12 protein-coding genes are annotated in these 20,425 nt (G+C 40.6%); 10 read left to right on the top strand and 2 right to left on the bottom strand.

Translation table 11 applies throughout. The annotated features are described in order from the left end of the window. Positions 1-31 precede the first annotated feature (31 nt). From LGZ99_RS00730 to rluB, 8 genes are all read left to right on the top strand, one after another. The gene (locus LGZ99_RS00730) at positions 32-1,654 is read left to right on the top strand and encodes a glycosyl hydrolase family 18 protein (protein ID WP_036837129.1); all 1,623 of its coding nucleotides are present in this window, start codon (positions 32-34) and stop codon (positions 1,652-1,654) included. Positions 1,655-1,750: 96 nt separating this feature from the next. Then, positions 1,751-5,287, top strand: a complete 3,537-nt coding sequence (locus tag LGZ99_RS00725) for a Tc toxin subunit A (protein WP_262978794.1) — start codon at positions 1,751-1,753, stop codon at positions 5,285-5,287. Then, the gene (locus LGZ99_RS00720) at positions 5,280-9,365 is read left to right on the top strand and encodes a Tc toxin subunit A-related protein (protein ID WP_036837131.1); all 4,086 of its coding nucleotides are present in this window, start codon (positions 5,280-5,282) and stop codon (positions 9,363-9,365) included. The genes LGZ99_RS00725 and LGZ99_RS00720 overlap by 8 nt, the downstream gene beginning before the upstream one ends. A gap of 127 nt (positions 9,366-9,492) precedes the next feature. Beyond that, entirely contained in the window at positions 9,493-11,382 is a 1,890-nt protein-coding gene (locus LGZ99_RS00715; RefSeq protein ID WP_036837132.1) for a glycosyl hydrolase family 18 protein, read from the top strand. A gap of 165 nt (positions 11,383-11,547) precedes the next feature. Then, entirely contained in the window at positions 11,548-12,408 is an 861-nt protein-coding gene (gene rnm / locus LGZ99_RS00710; RefSeq protein ID WP_036837133.1) for an RNase RNM, read from the top strand. 27 nt (positions 12,409-12,435) lie between these two features. Then, positions 12,436-13,056 (top strand): L-threonylcarbamoyladenylate synthase, encoded by a 621-nt coding sequence (locus LGZ99_RS00705; protein WP_023045293.1) that lies wholly within the window; start codon positions 12,436-12,438, stop codon positions 13,054-13,056. 305 nt (positions 13,057-13,361) lie between these two features. Next, complete coding sequence (locus LGZ99_RS00700) at positions 13,362-14,510, top strand: C2 family cysteine protease (protein WP_021325829.1); 1,149 nt, start codon at positions 13,362-13,364, stop codon at positions 14,508-14,510. 465 nt (positions 14,511-14,975) lie between these two features. Further along, complete coding sequence (rluB, locus tag LGZ99_RS00695) at positions 14,976-15,908, top strand: 23S rRNA pseudouridine(2605) synthase RluB (RefSeq protein ID WP_021325828.1); 933 nt, start codon at positions 14,976-14,978, stop codon at positions 15,906-15,908. 55 nt (positions 15,909-15,963) lie between these two features. On the opposite strand, the gene cobO is transcribed toward rluB, so the two are convergent. Together cobO and LGZ99_RS00685 are read right to left on the bottom strand one after the other, a co-directional pair. Beyond that, complete coding sequence (cobO, locus tag LGZ99_RS00690) at positions 15,964-16,560, bottom strand: cob(I)yrinic acid a,c-diamide adenosyltransferase (protein WP_023045294.1); 597 nt, start codon at positions 16,558-16,560, stop codon at positions 15,964-15,966. After that, entirely contained in the window at positions 16,560-17,324 is a 765-nt protein-coding gene (locus tag LGZ99_RS00685) for a YciK family oxidoreductase (RefSeq protein WP_036837135.1), read from the bottom strand. The genes cobO and LGZ99_RS00685 overlap by 1 nt, the downstream gene beginning before the upstream one ends. A 198-nt stretch (positions 17,325-17,522) precedes the next feature. Here LGZ99_RS00685 and sohB point away from each other — a divergent pair, with 198 nt between their 5' ends. Both sohB and LGZ99_RS00675 read left to right on the top strand, forming a co-directional pair. Next, on the top strand, positions 17,523-18,569 hold the full coding sequence (gene sohB / locus LGZ99_RS00680; protein ID WP_262978793.1) for a protease SohB: 1,047 nt from the start codon (positions 17,523-17,525) through the stop codon (positions 18,567-18,569). Between the two features lie 777 nt (positions 18,570-19,346). Continuing rightward, a partial coding sequence (locus LGZ99_RS00675; RefSeq protein WP_262978792.1) for a tyrosine-type recombinase/integrase occupies positions 19,347-20,425 on the top strand: 1,079 nt, incomplete at its 3' end.

The raw sequence follows: 20,425 nt of genomic DNA, 5'->3' as shown, positions 1-20,425 counted from the left end.
TAAAACAATTGTATCGTTAGTGGAGTATGATATGAGTAAAGATGAATCAAAAGCAGATAGTCAATTAGTATATCAAACTGATCCACATAAGGATTCGGGAGAAGGAGCAGCGCAAAAAACCTATCGGTTAAATGATTTTGATCCAAAAAAAACCGATAGTGCATTATCGTATACACCAACAAGACTTGCTAAAGCAGTTTTCAATACTTATGACGAGAATGATGATTTTGCTGTTCTCTGTTATTTAACTGATTGGTCAATTTATGATGAGCGTTTAGCACCAATAAATGAGGATTCCTTTAAAATAAAAGGGGGAAGAGGTGCTGATTTAATGCGTTTTAAGGGTGATAAAGAAAATGGAAAGCCGTTTAAAAGAATTATCTTTAGCTTTGCCGGTATTATTGGTGATCCCGGTAGTAAAGGGGAGGGCATCATAGAACAGGCGATAAAGGGATGGAAGATGGGAGAAGATAAGGATGAAATCCTTAAAAACTACAAAGGGAGACCTATTCTGGTTGATCCTTGGGGGGATGTGGCGGCTTATCTTAATTGTGGTTTCAGTAGTTGGAAGGACGAAACTTGGAATTTATATGATGGAAATAAAGCACAAGGGGTATTAGGCGGCCTTCGTTTGCTAAAAGAGGCAAATTCGGATCTGGAAATTTCTGTTAGCGTTGGCGGTTGGTCAATGAGCGGTGCTTTTTATGAAGTATGCCGTAATGACATTTTCCGCCAGCGGTTTATTGATGGGATTAAAGATTTATTCGACAAGTTTCCTATATTGACTCACATTGATCTTGATTGGGAATATCCCGGTTCTGCCGGGGACGGTAATCCAAACGCTCCAGATGACTATGAGCATTTTGTCGAACTTATTAAGGATTTGAAGAATGCAAATATAAGTAATTTAAAAAGCATAAGTATTGCTGCCTCCGCCGATATAGAAAAAATTAAAGCCGCGCATATTCCAGAATTGATCGCAGCGGGCGTTAACGAAATTAACCTAATGACTTATGATTTCTTTACATTAGGCGATAATAAACTTTCTCACCATACCAATCTTTATCGCAAAGAAGATGATCAGTATTCTAAATATTCAGTCGATGATGCGGTTAATTATCTTCTTTCTTTAAAGATTGATAAAAAATCAATTTATATCGGCTATTCTGGTTATACACGCAATGCCAGAACTGCGGAGTTAGAGAGTAAGAACAATGAACAGCTGGTTGGGAAATATACTGATGGAACCTCCACGGTAGGGAGTTTTGAAAGCAGTGTCATTGAATGGACAGATATTATTTATAATTATGTTGATTATGAGAATCAAATAGGACGTAATGGCTTTGAGGTTTTCCATGATCCGATCGCTAAAGCTGATTATCTTTACAATAAAGATCTCAAAGTATTTATGTCATTAGATACTCCCCGTTCAGTAAGGGAAAAAGGCCGTTATGTTAAAGAGAAAGGTTTGGGTGGTCTATTTATTTGGACGGGTGATCAAGATAATGGTTTGTTAACTAATGCTGCTCATGAAGGGTTGGGGCGTAAGCCAATTAAAAAAATTATCGAAATGGAGCCATTTTATTTCGAAGGTGAGCTTCCTTCTTATGACAAACCGAAAGAGAAGCAGTGTGAAGCGTGCAAATTAAATTGAACTAACTCTTTAAAAAATTTCACTGTTTAATATGGTTATAGTCTCTATAACTGTTCTATTCAGGTGTTTCCGATTAATTAGGTTGGGAATAATATAATGGATAAATATAAAAGCATTTCTCGTGAAAAACAGGATATAACAAAAGTATCACCGTTATTGTCTGCGGTGGCGGAAATAAAATCACCAGCATCGTCAATATTACCGACGAGTTATATGTTATCAAACTCAGTACAGAATGAAGATAATTCCACTATCACGCTGCTTAATACACTCCAGCATTTGGGTTATCATTCTATTTTTGACATTATTGATGTGTCAAAACAACGCTTTATTAAACGCCATAATGAATCTTTATTGGGCCATGCAGAGGTGATTTTTGATAAAGCCGTTAGTGCAGCTAACCAACTGGTGCAAAATTATCGGCAAAGGCAACTGAGAGATTATGATGGAGCAACATTAAGAAAAGCGAGTCATCAGGCAAGATATTTTTCTTATAGCAATGATAATGCTGATGAGAAAGAAAAATTACCTGATTACAGTAATTTATTTCCTGAACCTTGGGATAATTTCTGCCAGCCGGACGCTATTGAGTCTCTTGATAGTCCGGTAAATTACCTGCTCGATCTTTATAAATTTGTCAAACAAATAGAGCTGGATGGTGCTAATAATGCCGTGGGGTTGGAGCAACGGCGCGCAGATATTCCTGACTTATTACTTGATAGTGATAATCTTTACAAAGAGATCACGGCAATATCTGTTGTGAATGATGTTTTGTCGAAGAGTGCTAGAGAATATATTGATCAAACAGGCCATGCGGATAAGCCGGTTAATCAGGTTTTAGGAGAGACCCGTTTTCCATTCATATTACCTTATAGTTTGCCTTCTCAACAGATCAATAAAGGTTTGGCTGAAAAAGAGATTGAATTAGGCACGATTATTCAGCAAGTGGATCAGCAATTTCCCTGGCATATCTTAACTGAAAAACGTGATCAGGCTTTGTTTGCCTATAGTCAATTGAGTCAGGAGCAAATGACTTTACTGACAGAGAAAAGTCCATTTTCACAAAATTTTTTATCACGTGAGCAGCTTATTAAGCGTTATTTCAGCACAAGTACGACAGAAGTATTGCCTGAGCGTGATATTTCAAAACATGCTTATATTATTCTTTCTGGTGAAAATATCACTGGCCCGACATTGTTGAGTGATAATGTTGATAAAGCCTATGATGAGATTGTGATTACCTGCAAAAATAAGGTTAAAGAGACAATTAAAGTTAAACTTCGTGGTGAAAATATCTTGACCTATAACCGCGTAAAAGCAAGGATGGAACCATTTGATAATTCATCACCATTTAGCCGGCAATTAACGTTAACTTATGTCGAAAGTGATAATAGTGAAATTGGTAATTTGGATAATGGACCTTTTTTTGGTGAAATGACAGTCTATGCTGCGGTGCCAAAAGAAAGCACAAATAATACCTCGGTAAATATTGAAGGTATTAATTTCCTGACGATGACTTACCGTTTTGCTATTGCTAAACAAGGCACTGAACAATCAGAATTATTGCCGGAAGCAGAGAAGTTTTTCCAGGATAATTATGGCCTTTCTGCGGATGACCGTGTGAAATTAACCGAGATTTTGTCTTTTGGTCAACAGACAGGATCGAAAGTGACAGATCTCGAACACTTATTTAGCAGTGGTGATTTCCGGCCGTTAGTTTCACCGAGTGTGGTGTTTTCTAATCCCATCTTTAATAGCGGGCAAACCTCGGAACACTTTCCAGCACCTTACCATTATGGTGGTGTTTATATAAATTCTGGCCAATTAGAGGCATTAAGTATTGTCAGAACCGACTCTGGTCGTCAGATAAGTGCAGTTTCTGATTTTCGCTATGATCGAATGAATCGCTTTATTCGTTTACAGCGTTGGTTAGCGTTACCTTATCATCAGCTTGACTTACTGGTAACCTCAGCAATAAAAGCTGAACCAAAGAATATGGAATTGGCTATTTCTAATAATACATTAAGAGCGTTAGGCTTATTCCAGCATTTATCTACACAATATAAAGTATTACCGGAGGCGTTTGCTGGATGGATATATCAAATTACGCCATTCTCTATCAGCAATAATATTCCTTTTTTTGATCAACTTTTTAATCAGTCTAAACTTTTTGATCAACCTTTAATCTTGGATGGTAAAGTATTTAGCTATACAGAAAATCAAGGAGATGGGGCGAAAACAGTTAAACAATTGTGTGCTGGATTAGCTATTTCTGTATCCACATTTCAAGTGATTGCGCCTATCGTTGAAAATGCACTGAAGCTTGATTCTGGCAAATTGGTGCGTAATCTCGATGTCGTGTCCAGACTTTATCGCTTAGTCACTATTCCACGATTATTTGGTTTTTCTGCGGAAGATGGATTGATTTTGGCCGATATTTTAACGGATAAACGCGGATATCTGGCAAATATACCGGCTTTAGGGGAGAAAGATGACATCCTCAGTATTATTGCTCAGATGGAAGTTTTAACGTCTTGGTTAGTTAAAACAAAACTGACACCCATTAAGCTCTCTTTATTATTAGGTAAAACTCAGCTTCCGTTAGTGCCAACAAGTGGGATGTTAACCTTTTATAAGGGAATTTCTGATGGTCTTACTGATAATGTGTGTTTAAAAAAATCTGATTTTAATCGGCAAGAGATAAATGATATAGATTGGTGGGCGACTCTGTCAGATAAAGAAGGTGTTTTTGATGGAGATAATGGATTAGTAAAAGATATTCCATTGATATGGGGAAAAACGGACGAAGAATCTCTGAGGAAAAAGATTGAAGATATCGTCAAGGAGAAAAAAATAAATCCAGATAATAATCAAATTAATATTGTCTTGCAGATTATATTGCAAGCTAAAACCGCACAAGAGAGTCTATTATCTAGTGCTGTTGCGGGTGAATATGGCGTATCAAAAGATATTGTGCCATTACAGCTTCGTTGGTTGGGAAGCAGTGTCTACTCAGTACTGAAATTGGTATTAGATAATACGCCAGAAAAAGTTGAGGATATTAAGAAAGAGTTTCTGGACCTGACTTACAGTCTGTTAATTTATACTCAATTAATTAATGCATTGAGCATAAGTAATAATCTGTTGTTATTGCGCCTGACAAATCCTAAATGGCTTGGACTAAGCGCAGATGAAACAACAAAAATATCATTATCGTTAGACGAAATTTTCCTGCTGAATCGCTATCAGGATTTATTGGAAAATGCAAAACAAAATGAAGATAAGGTTCAAGAATATTTTACTTTTGCTAACAATGAAACCTTACCACAGGCAGAAGAAGAGGATAACAATTATAAATGTGCGCAGTTACTGGCTGAAATTCTAGATTGGGATCCTGATGAAATTTATCTTGCCTGTGAAAAAGGAGGATTAGAAAAAACACGTGTAATGACTTTATCTCAAATAGATTGGATACGGCGACTACAACAACTTTCTGTGAAAACCAATCTGTCCGTTGAACCTTTATTAGGTGCTGGCGCACTTGACGTTAATTCAGGTTTTGAAGCTTTCCAAAGCATGGGTGAAGCGGTAATGGCCGCATTAAAAGCGCAAGGAGATGATGAGCATGTCTAATTTAATTGAAGCAAAATTACAGGAAAATCTGCGTGATGCATTAGTGGATTATTATCTTGGGCAGATTGTCCCGCATGATACCGCTTTTCAATCCCAGCGTGAAAAAATTAAAAATGTGGATGATCTGTATGATTTTCTGTTGTTAGACACTCAGGTTTCTTCCAAAGTAAAAACAGCCCGTGTCGCACATGTTACTCAGTCTGTACAACAATATATTAATCGTATTGTTTTGAATTTAGAGTCAGGTTTATCGATGACTCAGGAAGATGCAGATAATTGGCAGGAGTTTGCTAATCGTTATGGTTATTGGGCTGCAAATCAACAACTGGCTATTTACCCGGAAGTCTATGTTGATCCCACATTACGTTTAACAAAAACAGAATTCTTCTTCCAACTTGAAAGCGCACTTAATCAAGGAAAGCTTACGGATGATGTTGCTCAGAAAGCAATATTGGGATACCTGAATAACTTTGAAGAGGTCAGTAATTTAGAGGTTATTGCGGGTTACGAAGATGGTGTTGGTATTGCCGATGATAAGGTCTATTTCATTGCCAAGACCCGTACCCAACCCTACCGTTATTTTTGGCGGACTTTAGATGCCAAACAGCGTAATAATCAGACTGACGAACTGTATCCTACCGCTTGGAGTGAGTGGAAGCTGATTAATGTCCCTTTAGAAAATGCGTATAACGGTATTGTTCGTCCAATTATCTTAAATAACCGGTTATATATTAGTTGGTTTGAAGTTTCTGAAGAAAAACAAGATAAAGATAATAGCATTAAATATCGCACCAAACTTAATTTGGCCCATTTGGCGTTTGATGGTACTTGGAGTACCGGAACTACGGTTCGTGAAGATTTACTTGATCACGCGATGAAAGAGTTGATTGCTGTTCTCGATCGTACCGGAGATGTTGAACGTTTGGCGTTGGTTGCATTTGTTCGTTTGCACGGTAAGAATGACGATGGTTCGTTGTACGATTATGACGAGGTTTTCACCTATGTTTGTGACAACTTATTAATGGCGGCGACGGATTTGCCTAAATCATCTAATTCAAAGTTATCCGATCTGGATTCATACGGCGCGGCTTTGGTCTGGTTCTATTTCCGGGAACCATCGAATGGCGGGCCGGAGGAATATAAGCAATTGGTGCTTTATCCCGTTAATAATAATATGAAGTGGCCGATAGCGGAGAAAAAAGAGTTTGAAGGAAGTTTGGGTACAATAGATCAATTTGATCTTCAAGCGGGTTATGTTGAAGGGACACTGAATATATCTCTTACATCCAAATCAACGTATAAATATGATTTTAGCCGAAGCAAAAATATTCTTTATTGTATTTGGCTGGAGGATAGCAAGGGTGAACGGTGTTGGCTGAAATATAAGGTGCTTACCCCGGAAGATTATGATCCAACATTGAGTGTGGTACTGAATCGGTGTGACAGGAGTGATGTGACGGTTGTTACTGGTTTTAGCCTGCCATCAGAAACGGGAACAGATATTGCAGGTAGAATTAAGCAAAAACTGAGTGTCGGGAAATTGCTTCGTGACAAGGTTCAAATTAAGCAGACTAAACAAACCCAATATTTACAATTTCCAAAAGAAGAGCAATCAGAAAGTTGGTATTCTGATCAAGAGATTCGTTTAAATACGCTTTTTGCAAAGGAGTTAATTAGTAAGGCGAGTCAGAAACTGGACAAAGTTCTGAGTTGGGAAACCCAAAATATTCATGAGGAGCCGATTACCGGCAATGATTCAAAACCTATCGACCTGAAAGGGGCAAATGGTATTTATTTCTGGGAGCTGTTCTTCCATATGCCATTTATGGTGGCCTGGCGGTTTAATGTGGAACAGCGTTATGAAGAAGCCAGTCGCTGGATTAAGTTTATTTTTAACCCTTTTGAAAGTAGTGATGAACCCGCATTAACACAGGATAAGCCTCGTTATTGGAATAGCCGTCCGATTATTGACGAGCCAAAGCGATTGCGTAGCTTGATAGAACCGACGGATCCTGATGCAATTTCTGCCAGTGAACCTATTCATTATCGTAAGGCTATTTTTAACTTTTACGTTAAAAATGTTATCGATCAGGGTGACATGGAATACCGGAAGCTTCAGCCGACTGCCAGAACGTTGGCGCGTCTAAGCTATGCAACAGCAAGTTCGTTATTGGGCGCTCGTCCTGATCTGCAATTAGCCAGTTCTTGGCAGCCAATCACTCTTGAGGATGCATCGTATAAGAAGAATAGTGCTGTACGTGCATTGGAGATGATAAGTTATCCTTTGCCTTATGCCCCGGTGGTCCATGATAAAACTATTCGTGCGCTTGATAATGATCTCTTTATGAAACCTATCAATGAAGAGTTGACTGCGTTGTGGGATAGAATAGAAAACCGGATTTACAATTTACGGCATAATTTAACGCTGGATGGTAAAGAAATTTCTATGGATCTTTATGATTCGAAAATTTCTCCCAGAGGGTTAATGAATCAGCGTTATCAGCGGGTTGTTGCGGCCAGAAATGCCAGCAGAATGAATTTCAGAGTGCCAAATTATCGTTTTGAACCGATGTTGGCACGGGCAAAATCCGGTGTCGATACATTGATACAATTCGGTAGCACGTTATTAAGCCTGTTGGAACGCAAAGATAATCTGAGTTTTGAATCATTTCAGATGGTCCAGAATAATGATCTCTACCGTTTTGCTGTTGACCTCCAGCAACAGGATATCAATATTAACCAGGCCAATCTTGATGCATTGCAAGTGAGTAAACAATCTGCTCAGGAGCGGTACGAACATTATAAAAGTCTTTATGATGAAAATATCTCGTCAACGGAACAGCAGGTTATTGAATTACAATCTCAGGCATCTTCTGCCCTGTTGGCTTCACAAGTATCAAGAACGGCTGCGGCCGCACTGGATTTAATCCCCAATATTTATGGTTTAGCTGTTGGTGGTTCGCGCTGGGGAGCGGCTTTGAATGCGGTGGCTGAGATAGCGACACTGAAATATCAATCTGACAGTACTAAAGCGGAAAGTCTCAGTGTTTCTGAATCTTATCGCCGTCGTCGGCAGGAGTGGGAGCTGCAATATAAACAAGCTGACTGGGAAGTGAAGTCGATTGAGCAACAAATCAGTATCCAACAGTTGCAGGTCAGTGCTGCCCGTAAGCGTTTGGCGCAGGTTGAAGCGCAGCAGCAGCAATCTCAGGCGCTGTTGGCTTATTTCTCCAGTCGTTTTACCAATGAAAGTTTATATACTTGGATGATTAGCCAGATTTCTAGTCTCTATTTGCAAGCTTATGATGCGGTTTCATCGTTATGTTTGTCTGCACAGGCCTCTTTACAATATGAACTCGGGTTAGGTGAGCAGAATTTTATTGATGGTGCGAGCTGGAATGATCTCTATCAAGGGCTGTTGGTAGGTGAAAATCTGAAATTGGCGCTGCAACGTATGGAACGTACTTATGTTGAGCAAAATTCACGTAAATTGGAAATTATCAAAACGATTTCGCTTAAATCTTTATTGGGCGAGTCTTGGGAAGATAACCTTAAAATTCTGCAAGCGCATAATGCCATTACGTTTAATCTGGATGAATTAAAACAATTTGGTGCGGATTATTCGGGTTTATTTAATCGGCGGATTAAATCAGTTTCGGTTACGCTGCCTATGTTAATTGGGCCTTATACAGATATTTGCGCCAAATTAAGTTTGTCGGGTGTGAGTAGTTATACGACAAAAGCCGATCTCAAAACCGTTGAAAAGATGTTGAAAGAAGGGACGCGTGCGGAAACCCCTTATACTGTTCGCAGTATACAGCCCAATCAACAAATCGCTTTATCTACGGGGATTAATGACAGTGGGATGTTCACGCTTAATTTCGATGATGAGCGTTTCTTACCCTTTGAGGGGGTAGGGGTAGGATCGAGTTGGAATTTCCAATTTACCAATACATCGCAGGATTTAGACAGTCTGACGGATGTGATTCTGCATATTCGCTATACAGCGCAAGAAGGATCCGCATCGTTTGGCGTGGCGGTTAAGGAATTATTAAAAAAGGAAAATCCAGCTTCGTAATAGTGGGACTTGAAAATTAAATAAATCAGTCATCTGAATTTAAAATTTTGACTTGTTATCTTTAATATTTAAATTAGCCTCTTCTACCCATGTGGAGGCTAAATATAAATCTCATTGGAGTTTATAAATGGTAAACAAATATACTTATACTTCATCAAGATCCATGTCCGATGTCAGTGATATTATTGGTGAACCATTAGCCGCATGGAAAAATCAGGCAGGTGGACAAGTTTATAATGTTATTTTTAATGGTGGTGTTTATACCAATACCTATTGGGTTGAACGCTGGCATATTCCCGATCCTTCTTCTAAGGAGGGAACACCGCATAATGCCTGGAAGTATATCCGTCCAGCGACAGAAGAAGAGATAAAACAGCATGGAAATCCTACTGACGGGAGTGTTAATCCAACTGAAGAGATTCCTTCACCGGTTTTACAGCCGGATGCTATTACCGAGGAAACTTATCAGCGACCAGATGTTAATTTTAAGCCGGATGGTTCAGGTAACAATCTTTCCTACACGGCGACTCGTGTTTGTCGCCCGATGTTTAATGAATATGAGAGCGATAAATCCAGACCGAAACTTTCTGCTTATATTACTGATTGGTGTCAATATGATGCCCGCTTGGATGGTAAAAATGAAGAGGCGGATGATCGGGGAAGAGGATTTGACTTAAGCACTATCAATATCACCGCCTATGATAAGTTAATATTCAGCTTCTTGGGTATTTACGGTGACACTGGTGTTAAAGGAAAGAAGATCAAGGAAGTTGCAGAGGGCTGGAATAGCCAGAGTGACATTAAAATTACTGAAGGTCATATTGTTCCTCTTGATCCTTATGGTGATTTAGGTACTGCCCGTAATGTGGGATTACCTAAAGAAAGTGCTAATACGGATATTAATTCCGGAACATTTCTGCCTTATTATCAACAAAAGAAAGCATCGGGCTTATTGGGTGGATTACGCGAGCTACAAAAAAGAGCGCGTTTAGCGGGTCATAAACTTGAACTGGCTTTTAGTATTGGTGGCTGGAGTATGTCCGGTTATTTCTCAGTGATGGCTGCTGATGTGGCGCAGCGCCGCGTTTTTGTTGACAGTATTATTGATTTTTTTGAGCGCTTTCCCATGTTCAGTTGTGTCGATATTGACTGGGAATATCCAGGAAGCGCTGGTGAGGTCGGTAATGTTATCAGTGAAAAAGATGGGGAACATTATGCTCTGTTAATTAAAGAATTACGTGAGTCTTTGGATAGTCGATTTGGTCGAGAGGACAGAAAAGAGATCTCGATTGCCTGTAGTGGTGTAAAAGCGAAACTGGAAACATCGAATATTGCAGAGTTAGTTAAAAATGGCCTGGATAACATTTTCTTAATGAGTTATGACTATTTTGGTACTGGATGGGCACCTTATATCGGGCATCATACTAATCTTTATTCGCCGAAAGAGCCTGATCCATCAGGTGCATCTGATTTATCCGCGGAGGTTGCTATCAATTATTTACATCAGGATCTTGGCATACCTTTGGAGAAAATTAACTTAGGCTATGCTAACTATGGTCGTGCAGGCAAAGGAGCAAATCTTGAAACGCGCGAATATAATAAAGATGGCGATGCATTAGGAACAATGGAAAAAGGATCGCCTGAATTTTTTGATATTGTTAATAATTATCTGGATACTGAACATACTCTTGCTACCGGGAAAAATAGCTTCGTGTTAATGACGGATACCAATGCCGATGCCGATTTCTTGTTTAGTGAAAAAGAAGGGCACTTTATCTCATTAGATACGCCGCGCACGGTGAAACAGAAAGCTGAATATGTAGCCAAGAATAAACTGGGTGGTATATTTTCCTGGTCAGGCGATCAGGATTGTGGTTTGTTGGCAAATGCAGCCAGAGAAGGGATGGGCTATGTTGCTAAATCTAATAATGAAACTATCGACATGGGGCCACTCTATAATCCGGGCAAGTCACAGTATTTGAAATCTATTGGTGAAATGAAGAAAAATTCTGATTAACTTTCATCCTTTATAGAAAAAAGTATGAAATTTATTACCGCTTAAAATGATAATATTCAGCCCGGTATTTTAGGGCTGAATATCGTTCTTTTCTGTAAAACGCCGCCATTTACCGTTAAGCTACCTGGTCGTATGTTCTAATCTATTCAGGCAGAGAAAGAGATAATGACAAATTCAACCACTGAGTTGGTGACAATTTATGATCTTCATAGCCATACGACTGCATCGGATGGTTCACTTTCACCATCAGCGTTGGTTGAACGGGCGGTGGCAATGGGAGTCAATGTATTGGCAGTGACTGATCATGATACGACAGATGCTATTCCTCTGGCCCATGAATATATCCGCAATCATCATCTGCCCTTGAAATTAATACCCGGTGTTGAGATATCTACCCTGTGGGAAAGTATGGAGATTCACATTGTGGGTCTGAATATAGATATTCAGGCAACTGCAATGACTGAATTGTTGGGTAAACAGGCTGAACTCAGGAAAGCGCGCGGAATTGAAATAGGTCGCAGGCTGGCAAAGGCAGGTATTCCTGATGCCTGGGCAGGAGCAAGTCAGTTAGCGGATGGTGGTCAGGTGACGCGGAGCCATTTTGCTCGTTACTTAATAGAAATTGGTAAAGAGCCGACCATTGCGAAAGTCTTTAAGAAGTATCTGGCGAGGGGAAAAACCGGATACGTTCCACCGCAATGGTGTACAATTGAACAAGCTATTGATGCCATTCATCAATCAGGCGGACAGGCAGTGATTGCGCATCCGGGGCGATATGATTTATCTGCCAAGTGGTTGAAACGTTTGATTGTCTGGTTTAAGCAACATGGTGGTGATGCAATGGAGGTTGCACAGTGCCGGCAGGCACCTAACGAGCGGAAACATCTCGGTCAATTGTCACGGGAGTACGATTTGATGGCATCGTTAGGTTCTGATTTTCACCAGCCTTGTTCATGGATAGAGTTAGGGCGTAAATTGTGGTTACCCGGTGATGTGGTACCAATATGGCGCAACTGGTCACTGTAGGGGCTGCATAAAATTAAGAGGCAATTTATGAGCCAGTTTTTTTATATTCATCCTGATAATCCGCAACCACGCTTAATAGGGCAAAGTGTGGATGTGTTCAAAAAAGGTGGGGTCGTGGTTTATCCAACTGATTCCGGTTATGCGATTGGTTGCCGTCTGGAAGATAAAGATTCGATGACCCGGATATGTCGTATCCGCCAGTTGGACAGTAATCATAATTTCACCTTAATGTGCCGTGATTTATCAGAGATATCGACCTATGCTTATGTCGATAATTCGGCTTTTCGTCTGATTAAGAATAATACACCGGGCAACTACACATTTATTTTGCGGGCGACGAAAGAAGTGCCTCGTCGTTTGATGAATGATAAGCGGAAAACAATAGGATTACGTGTTCCATCTAATCCTATTGCGTTGGCTCTTCTGGAACAAGTGGCTGAACCACTCATGTCCACCAGTCTCATTTTACCGGGGAATGATTTTGCTGAATCTGATCCGGAAGAAATTAAAGATAATTTGGGAAAACTGGTTGATCTGATTATTCATGGCGGTTATTTAGGGCAGCAACCTACAACGGTAATTGATTTGACTGAAGATACGCCTGTTGTAATACGTGAAGGTGCCGGAAATGTAACGCCATTCTTATAGGTTAAGCTGTAATCATTCCCAATATCTATATAAAGCCAGTGTGTTATACACTGGCTTTATATTTTTGATTTTTTGATTGAATTGAAATTTTTATTATTGCTTCGAATTGTTAATAGTAACTAAATAAAATAAAGACATCATGTATTTAATAATTAAGTTGCTTTTGATAACGTGATAAGGAAATATTTACCTCACCTAAGGTAAGTGTGATCAAATACTATTAGGTATAAAACTTGAGTTTGGCTATTTGAAATAAATGGCAGCGTAAGGTTATTCATTTATCATAAATTTAAAGGATATTGAAAATGGCAGTTGTTAATTTCTCCGATAAACCAATTGATGTCAGTAATGTTAATACCTGGCCGAAATCACCAGATAGGGATTTAATAGCATGTGGGCGCGATGCGTATGCTGAAAAATCGGTGCAGGAAGCATTGGTCGGGGATCCTGATAAAGCGGTAAAATTAAGTGAGTTAAATGATATTCTGGCTACCTGTGAACCTTTTGATTTTGAAGGAATAACCTTATATACCAAAGATCCGGTGTTGGCTTTAATTAAGGCATTATCAGCTAAGAATGCGTATTTGTTGGATGATTCATATCCTCCTGAGCAATGGCAAAGTGGAGGCGTTGCAACGCATTGCCGTATTAAGGATTTTATTAAATCTCCTGGGATGTATATTAAAGGGATAGAGATGATCGATATGGGCCAGCTTTATCTCGGTAATTGTGGCTTTGTTAGCACTATTGGCGCAATCGTATCCCATCCTGAAGGGCATAATGTATTATTTTCTGCTATTTATCCGCCGGTTTATAATCCAACGGGCGTTTATTCAATCAGGATTATAAATCGGTCTACGATTGGTTATCTATTGATTGATGATGATCTCCCTCAAGTTAGTTTTTCTGAGATGGAAGATGAAAATGAATTCTGGTACTACCTTATTGAAAAGGCATTTTCAAAACTGCATGGAGGTTACCAGAATTTAGGTGGTGGTAATGAAGTCTATTTTGGTATAGATTCTACGGCGAATACTTATATTGATCAGGATAATCAGGAACGTCTCTGGGATGGGAAATTTATAGATATTTTCAAAATAAAACATCATGTGACTTATCAGGGAACAGGTTCATCTACTGATTTAGTCGCGGGTCATGCTTATTTATTACTTGATGCCCAACAATGGAATGGTATTAAGTTAGTCCGACTGCATAATCCGTGGAATGTTGTTAAATATCAAGGTCCATATTCCCCTGGATCTGCTGAATGGGATGATATTCCAGCGGACGTTCAAAACGATATATTCCAGAATAACCGGTTTGAAGGGAAATCATTTTGGATGCCATATGATCTCTATGTTAAGAATTTGCCAAAAATCAGTGATATGTATCTAAGTGAAACAATTCCTGATTCACTGAAGAGTATTGCGAATCCCTCTCCAATTCAGGAGTGACAGTATTGTTATTTTACCAAGACTGATTTATATACCCAATAGATTTCAAGTTGCAGCGCGGCGGTAAGTGAACGCAGTCAACAAAGCAGCAACTTGAAAGATGAAGGGTATAAATAACTAATATTCTAGTTTTGTATTAATGACAAGCTAAATAAAAGATTGATGAAACATGGCCTGAGATTAATATCTTATGGCCATTTTTATTTTGGTTTCCGGCTGTGGCTGTAATATATCTTGGATTTTCTTGATGAGTTTCGGCGTGAGTGATAAACGGGCATATTTATTTGAGTCATTGATTTTAAAATTAGTGTAGAATGCCCGGCCACGGACCGGAGTGTATGACCTGTTTTCTAACACTCTATGTTAAAAAATTTATTAAAATCAATTTGTTATAATTTTTTCTAATATGACGTATTGATTGACATATAACACGACGCCTGTGAAGGCGACAGCAGAGGTTGCTCAATGAGCGGTAAGACACAAAAATCTGAAAAGTTACAGAAAATTCTCGCGCGTTCCGGCCACGGTTCCCGCCGCGAAGTAGAAGGTTATATTCAACAGGGGCGCGTCAGTGTTGACGGCAAGATTGCCACTTTAGGTGATCGTATTGAAGTTCAGCCCTCCACAAAAATCCGCCTTGATGGCCGGATATTAAATATCAAAGAACCACAAAAAGAAGTTTGCCGTGTTCTGGCTTATTACAAACCAGAAGGTGAACTTTGCACCCGTCGTGATCCGGAAGGGCGGCCAACTGTTTTTGATCGTCTGCCTAAATTGCTGGGTTCCCGCTGGATAGCTGTTGGGCGTCTGGATGTGAATACCTGTGGTTTGCTGTTGTTTACCACGGATGGCGAGCTGGCGAACCGTTTGATGCATCCAAGTCGGGAAGTTGAGCGCGAATATGCTGTTCGTGTTTTTGGCGAAGTTGATGATGCCAAACTGAAACAACTGACTAAGGGGATTCAACTGGAAGATGGTCCGGCATCATTCTGCACTGTCGCGTTCAAAGGCGGAGAGGGGATAAACCAATGGTATAACGTAACGCTGACAGAAGGACGTAACCGTGAAGTTCGTCGTCTTTGGGAAGCGGTGGGTGTACAGGTGAGCCGCCTTATTCGTGTGCGTTATGGTGATATTGGTTTGCCAAAAGGTTTACCACGCGGGGGTTGGACAGAACTGGGTCTGGAACAGACTAATTATTTGCGCCAATTAGTGGGCTTGAATGAAGAGACGGTTTCCAAAGTGGCGGTTGAACGTGATCAACGCCGTCTTAAAGCTAACCAAATCCGCCGTGCGGTTAAACGCCATACTCAGGGGACATCACGTCCATCGGCAGGAAAGCGTCCGGGTAGCTCTCGCCAGAACGCGGGGCGTCCAACTGCACCAAAAGGGCGCTAATTTCTATTTTTAGGCTTCTAGGCTCTGTGGGCTTCGTGTAATCACGGGGCCTTTTTTACCAGTCGATTCCTTTTTGTGCTTTAATGCCGGCATCAAAGGCATGTTTTACCGGGCGCATCTCTGTGATGGTATCGGCCATTTCCAATAATTCACGGTGGCAACCGCGGCCGGTAATAATAACGGATTGGTGTTCTGGCCGGTGTTTCAGGGCAGTAATAACATCTTCAAGAGGAAGATAGCCGTAACTCACCATATAAGTCAGTTCATCCAGTACCACCAGATCCAAATCAGGATCAGCCAGCATCTCCAACGCGTGGCGCCATACCTGATGGCAGGCTACGGTATCGGTTTCCCGGCTTTGGGTTTCCCAGGTAAAACCTGTTGCCATAACATGGAAATTCACACCATGCTGTTCCAGCAGATTTTTCTCGCCATTCTCCCATTGACCTTTTATAAACTGGATAACACCGGCACGTAACCCATGACCTACCGCGCGGGTCACTGTGCCAAAAGCCGCGGTGGTTTTGCCTTTACCATTGCCGGTAAAAACGATGAAAATTCCCCGCTCTAACTGGGCGGCTTCAATACGGGAATCCACTTTTTCTTTCAGGCGTTGTTGCCTTTTTTGGTGCTGGTTATCATTGATTGTCATTATTCGGCTGGTCCTGCTTTGCGTCCGGGTTGTGCATCAAAACTGATGCCTGTTTTGCGCAGACTGTCGCTGCCCATGAGATAAAGATACAGCGGCATAATATCCGCCGGTGTTTTCAGTTTAGCAGAATTTTCGTTAGGGAATGCGTTGGCACGCATATTTGTGCGTGTGCCTCCAGGGTTAATGCAATTAACGCGCAGCGAACTGTGTTTATATTCTTCTGCTAAAACCTGCATCATGCCTTCGGTTGCAAATTTAGAGGCGGAATACGCCCCCCAACCGCTGCGACCTTCACGGCCAACGCTTGAACTGGTAAAGATTAATGATCCGTGGGGTGATTTCAATAATAACGGAAGCAATGCCTGAGTTAACATAAAGGTCGCATTGACGTTGACTTGCATAACATCGTGCCATAACTGAACCGGCTGTTCTGCCATTGGTGCGACGGCGCCCAGTAATCCGGCATTATGCAATACACCATCCAGACGCGGATAATGTTTCGTTAAATCGTCAGCAAATGTTTTGCATTCTTCGGCTGTTATGGTGAGTAGATCCAGGGTGTAAATAGCTACAGGGGCGCCACCTGCTTGTTCTATCTCTTTTTTGACAGCTTCCAGTTTGTGCGTGGTTCTGCCAAGTAAGACCATTTGCGCTCCATAACGGGCATAAGTCAAAGCCACTTCACGACCAATTCCATCTCCAGCGCCTGTAACCAGAATAATACGTTGCTGTAGGAGGTCATGTTTAGGTTGGTAATGTAACATTTGAAGATTTCCTGTTATTGATAGAGCGATTTATTACCGTCGGAGGCAGTTCAGGCTATCAAAACAGAAATTGATATATTGAGTCAAATTTGTAAAGGCTGATTGCTTAAGAAATAAATGGTGAAACATTGCAGGCGTTAATATCTATTTTTAGTTAGAATGAAAAATATTAATTATCAGAAGACAAAGGTGGGTTTTGTGGAGTATTTATCTCTTTACGGGTTGTTTTTAGCCAAAGTGATAACGTTGGTGTTGGCCGTTATTGCCCTGGCTATATTTGGTATTGGTGTGGGAATGCGGAAATCTTCGCCAAAAGGCGAGTTGAAACTGACAGATCTTGGTGAATCATACCGGGATAAACAGCGTCAAATGCAGCGGGCCCGCATGACCGAAGCCGAAAGAAAAATCTGGCACAAAGAGTTTAATAAACAGCAAAAGCTCGAATCTAAGCAGAAGAAGAGTGAAGCTAAGACAGGGCAGAAAGGATTACAGAAACCTTGCCTCTATGTGCTGGATTTTAAAGGCAGTATGGATGCACATGAAGTGGATTCATTACGTGAAGAGATTAGCGCAGTTCTGGCAGTGGCAGATGCAAAAGATGAAGTTTTGCTGCGTCTTGAAAGCCCCGGTGGAATGGTTCATGGTTACGGACTTGCCGCTTCCCAGCTTGCCCGCCTGCGTCAGAAAGGTGTCCGCCTGACTGTCGTCGTGGATAAAGTGGCTGCCAGTGGGGGTTATATGATGGCTTGTGTTGCTGATCGCATTGTTGCCGCGCCATTTGCCATTATTGGTTCTATTGGGGTGGTCGCTCAGATCCCAAATATTCATAAGTTATTGAAGAAAAATGATATTGATGTAGAACTGCATACGGCTGGTGAATATAAACGCACATTGACTTTTTTAGGGGAAAATACAGAGCAGGGCCGGAAAAAGTTCCAGGAAGATCTCAATCAGACTCACGAATTGTTCAAAGAATTTATTCATACACATCGTCCATTGCTTGACGTGGAAAGTGTCGCTACAGGTGAATACTGGTATGGCACACAGGCGAAAGAAAAAGGGTTGATTGACGAAATTGGTGTCAGTGATGATCTGTTAATTGCTCAAATAGATCATTGTGAAGTTATTGGTGTCAATTTTACACGTCGTAAACGCATGGTAGAGCGTTTCACTGGCAGTGCAATGGAAAACGTTGATAAACTGTTATTACGCTGGTGGCAGAGAGGAGAAAAGCCTTTGCTTTGATTAAAATCCCCCGGCTTTAAATGAATAAATCCTGGCGTACCCGAAGCGGCGTTTTTTTAACGCTCAGGGGCGCCTTGATATTGTGTCTGTTAATAGCCTGTCTCTGATTGAACTGTGCTACGCTCATTTCCCATTGATCGTTAAGATGCTATTCCCCTGAAAAACCAGATGTTTTGTCCCTGTTAAAACATTACAGGTGTTACATAATTTGCTTTACATACCACTTCACCTGTGTGATGAGAATCAGGATTTTCTACACTGATAATTGGTACTCTGGCTTCGCGTTTATGTGTCCTATCTGGCTGATTTCCAAATAAGTATAAGTCACTTTTACACCGCGCCGCCGGCGCATTTAAACGCAGTACATATCCCAAAAAATGGCGACTTATTAATAATATTCCTAAGGAAATAAAGTATTATGGCTATTTCGCAGTACGATATTCATACCAGTCATGCCGTCATCTCTGTTGCTGATACTGGCGGTAACGGATTACCTGTACTTTTTATACATGGTAATTCGAGCAGTAAAGACGTTTTTTGTCATCAAGTGAGATGTTTTGGCGACGAATACCTTGTTATAATCACCCCTCAACATTAATGATCATTCTTAGCCATGAAAATAAACTTAATTAATTGATTTTAAATTGAAATTTATTCAATCTTGGTTTGTCTTAGTCAGTGGCAATCATAAATATTCACTTGGCATCATGAAAATTATGTACATGTCAGTGTACATAAACTACATTAAAAGCTGTATTATTTTTTAAGGAAATTGATATGGCTATTACTGATTCATGGCTGCGCTCAATCAGCGGCAAACCCCAAGAAAATATGATTACCAAGTCAGATAGGGATGGTCTGTCTGTTCGTGTTACTCCGAAAGGAAAAGTAGTTTTTCAGTTCAGGTATCGTTGGGATGGAAAAGGGGATCGGATTGACATCGGCACGTATCCGGCGATGAGCTTAAAAGATGCGCGTGATACCGTGATTTCTTATCGCGGGGAGCTGGAACAGCACCGCAATCCTAAAACAGTTAAACGTGTTCGCAAAGAATCTGCATTGAGTGCCGTAACAGTAGAAAGCCTCATAAGAGAGTGGTGGAAAACGACAATGGAGGGTTCAAAGGTTAACGCTGACCAGATATTGCGTACCTTTGAAATTCATGTTTTCCCTAAGATTGGCAAATTACCCCATGATGAAGTGACATTGCATGTCTGGTTAGCTTTAATTGAAGATGTTTCCAAACGAACCCCAGCAATTGGAGCGCGTATATTGACATATTCCAAGAGGGCACATAAGTGGGCCGTCCGGCGAGGAATGACCAGCATCACGCCATTATCTGATGTGGCATCAAGTGATTTGGAGGGTAAGAAGCCTAATGCTGACATTGATATCGATGTTGACACGGGAGAGAGAACATTAAGCGAAGAGGAACTAGAGGTTCTTTTCCGTATTATTAATGCTCCTAAATATAATCCCCGGAACGCATTAATAATAAAATTATGTCTGTTATTTGGGTGTCGTATTGGTGAATTATTAAAGGCAAAAGTTGACGATTTTGATTATGAGAAGAATATCTGGGTTATTCCTCCAGGTAACCACAAAACAGGGAGAAGATCCAAAAAACCCATTGTCAGACCGATTATCTCGGAAGCCAAGGAATTAATTGAGCAGGCAAAGAAATTAAATCACGGGAGTGAATACCTATTGACAGTGTCGGGTGGCAAACCTTTTGCTAATGGATCACATGATAGGATCATTGAGGGGCTTAATAAAAAGATGGCACCTTATTTTGACTCCTACACCTATTGGTCAATCCACGACTTACGCAGAACCATGCGTACCGGAGTTTCTGA

This window comes from Photorhabdus temperata (assembly GCF_025384845.1).
Taxonomy (GTDB): domain Bacteria; phylum Pseudomonadota; class Gammaproteobacteria; order Enterobacterales; family Enterobacteriaceae; genus Photorhabdus; species Photorhabdus temperata.
Note: the sequence above shows the minus strand (reverse complement) of the source record. Positions and strands in the feature narration are given on the sequence as shown.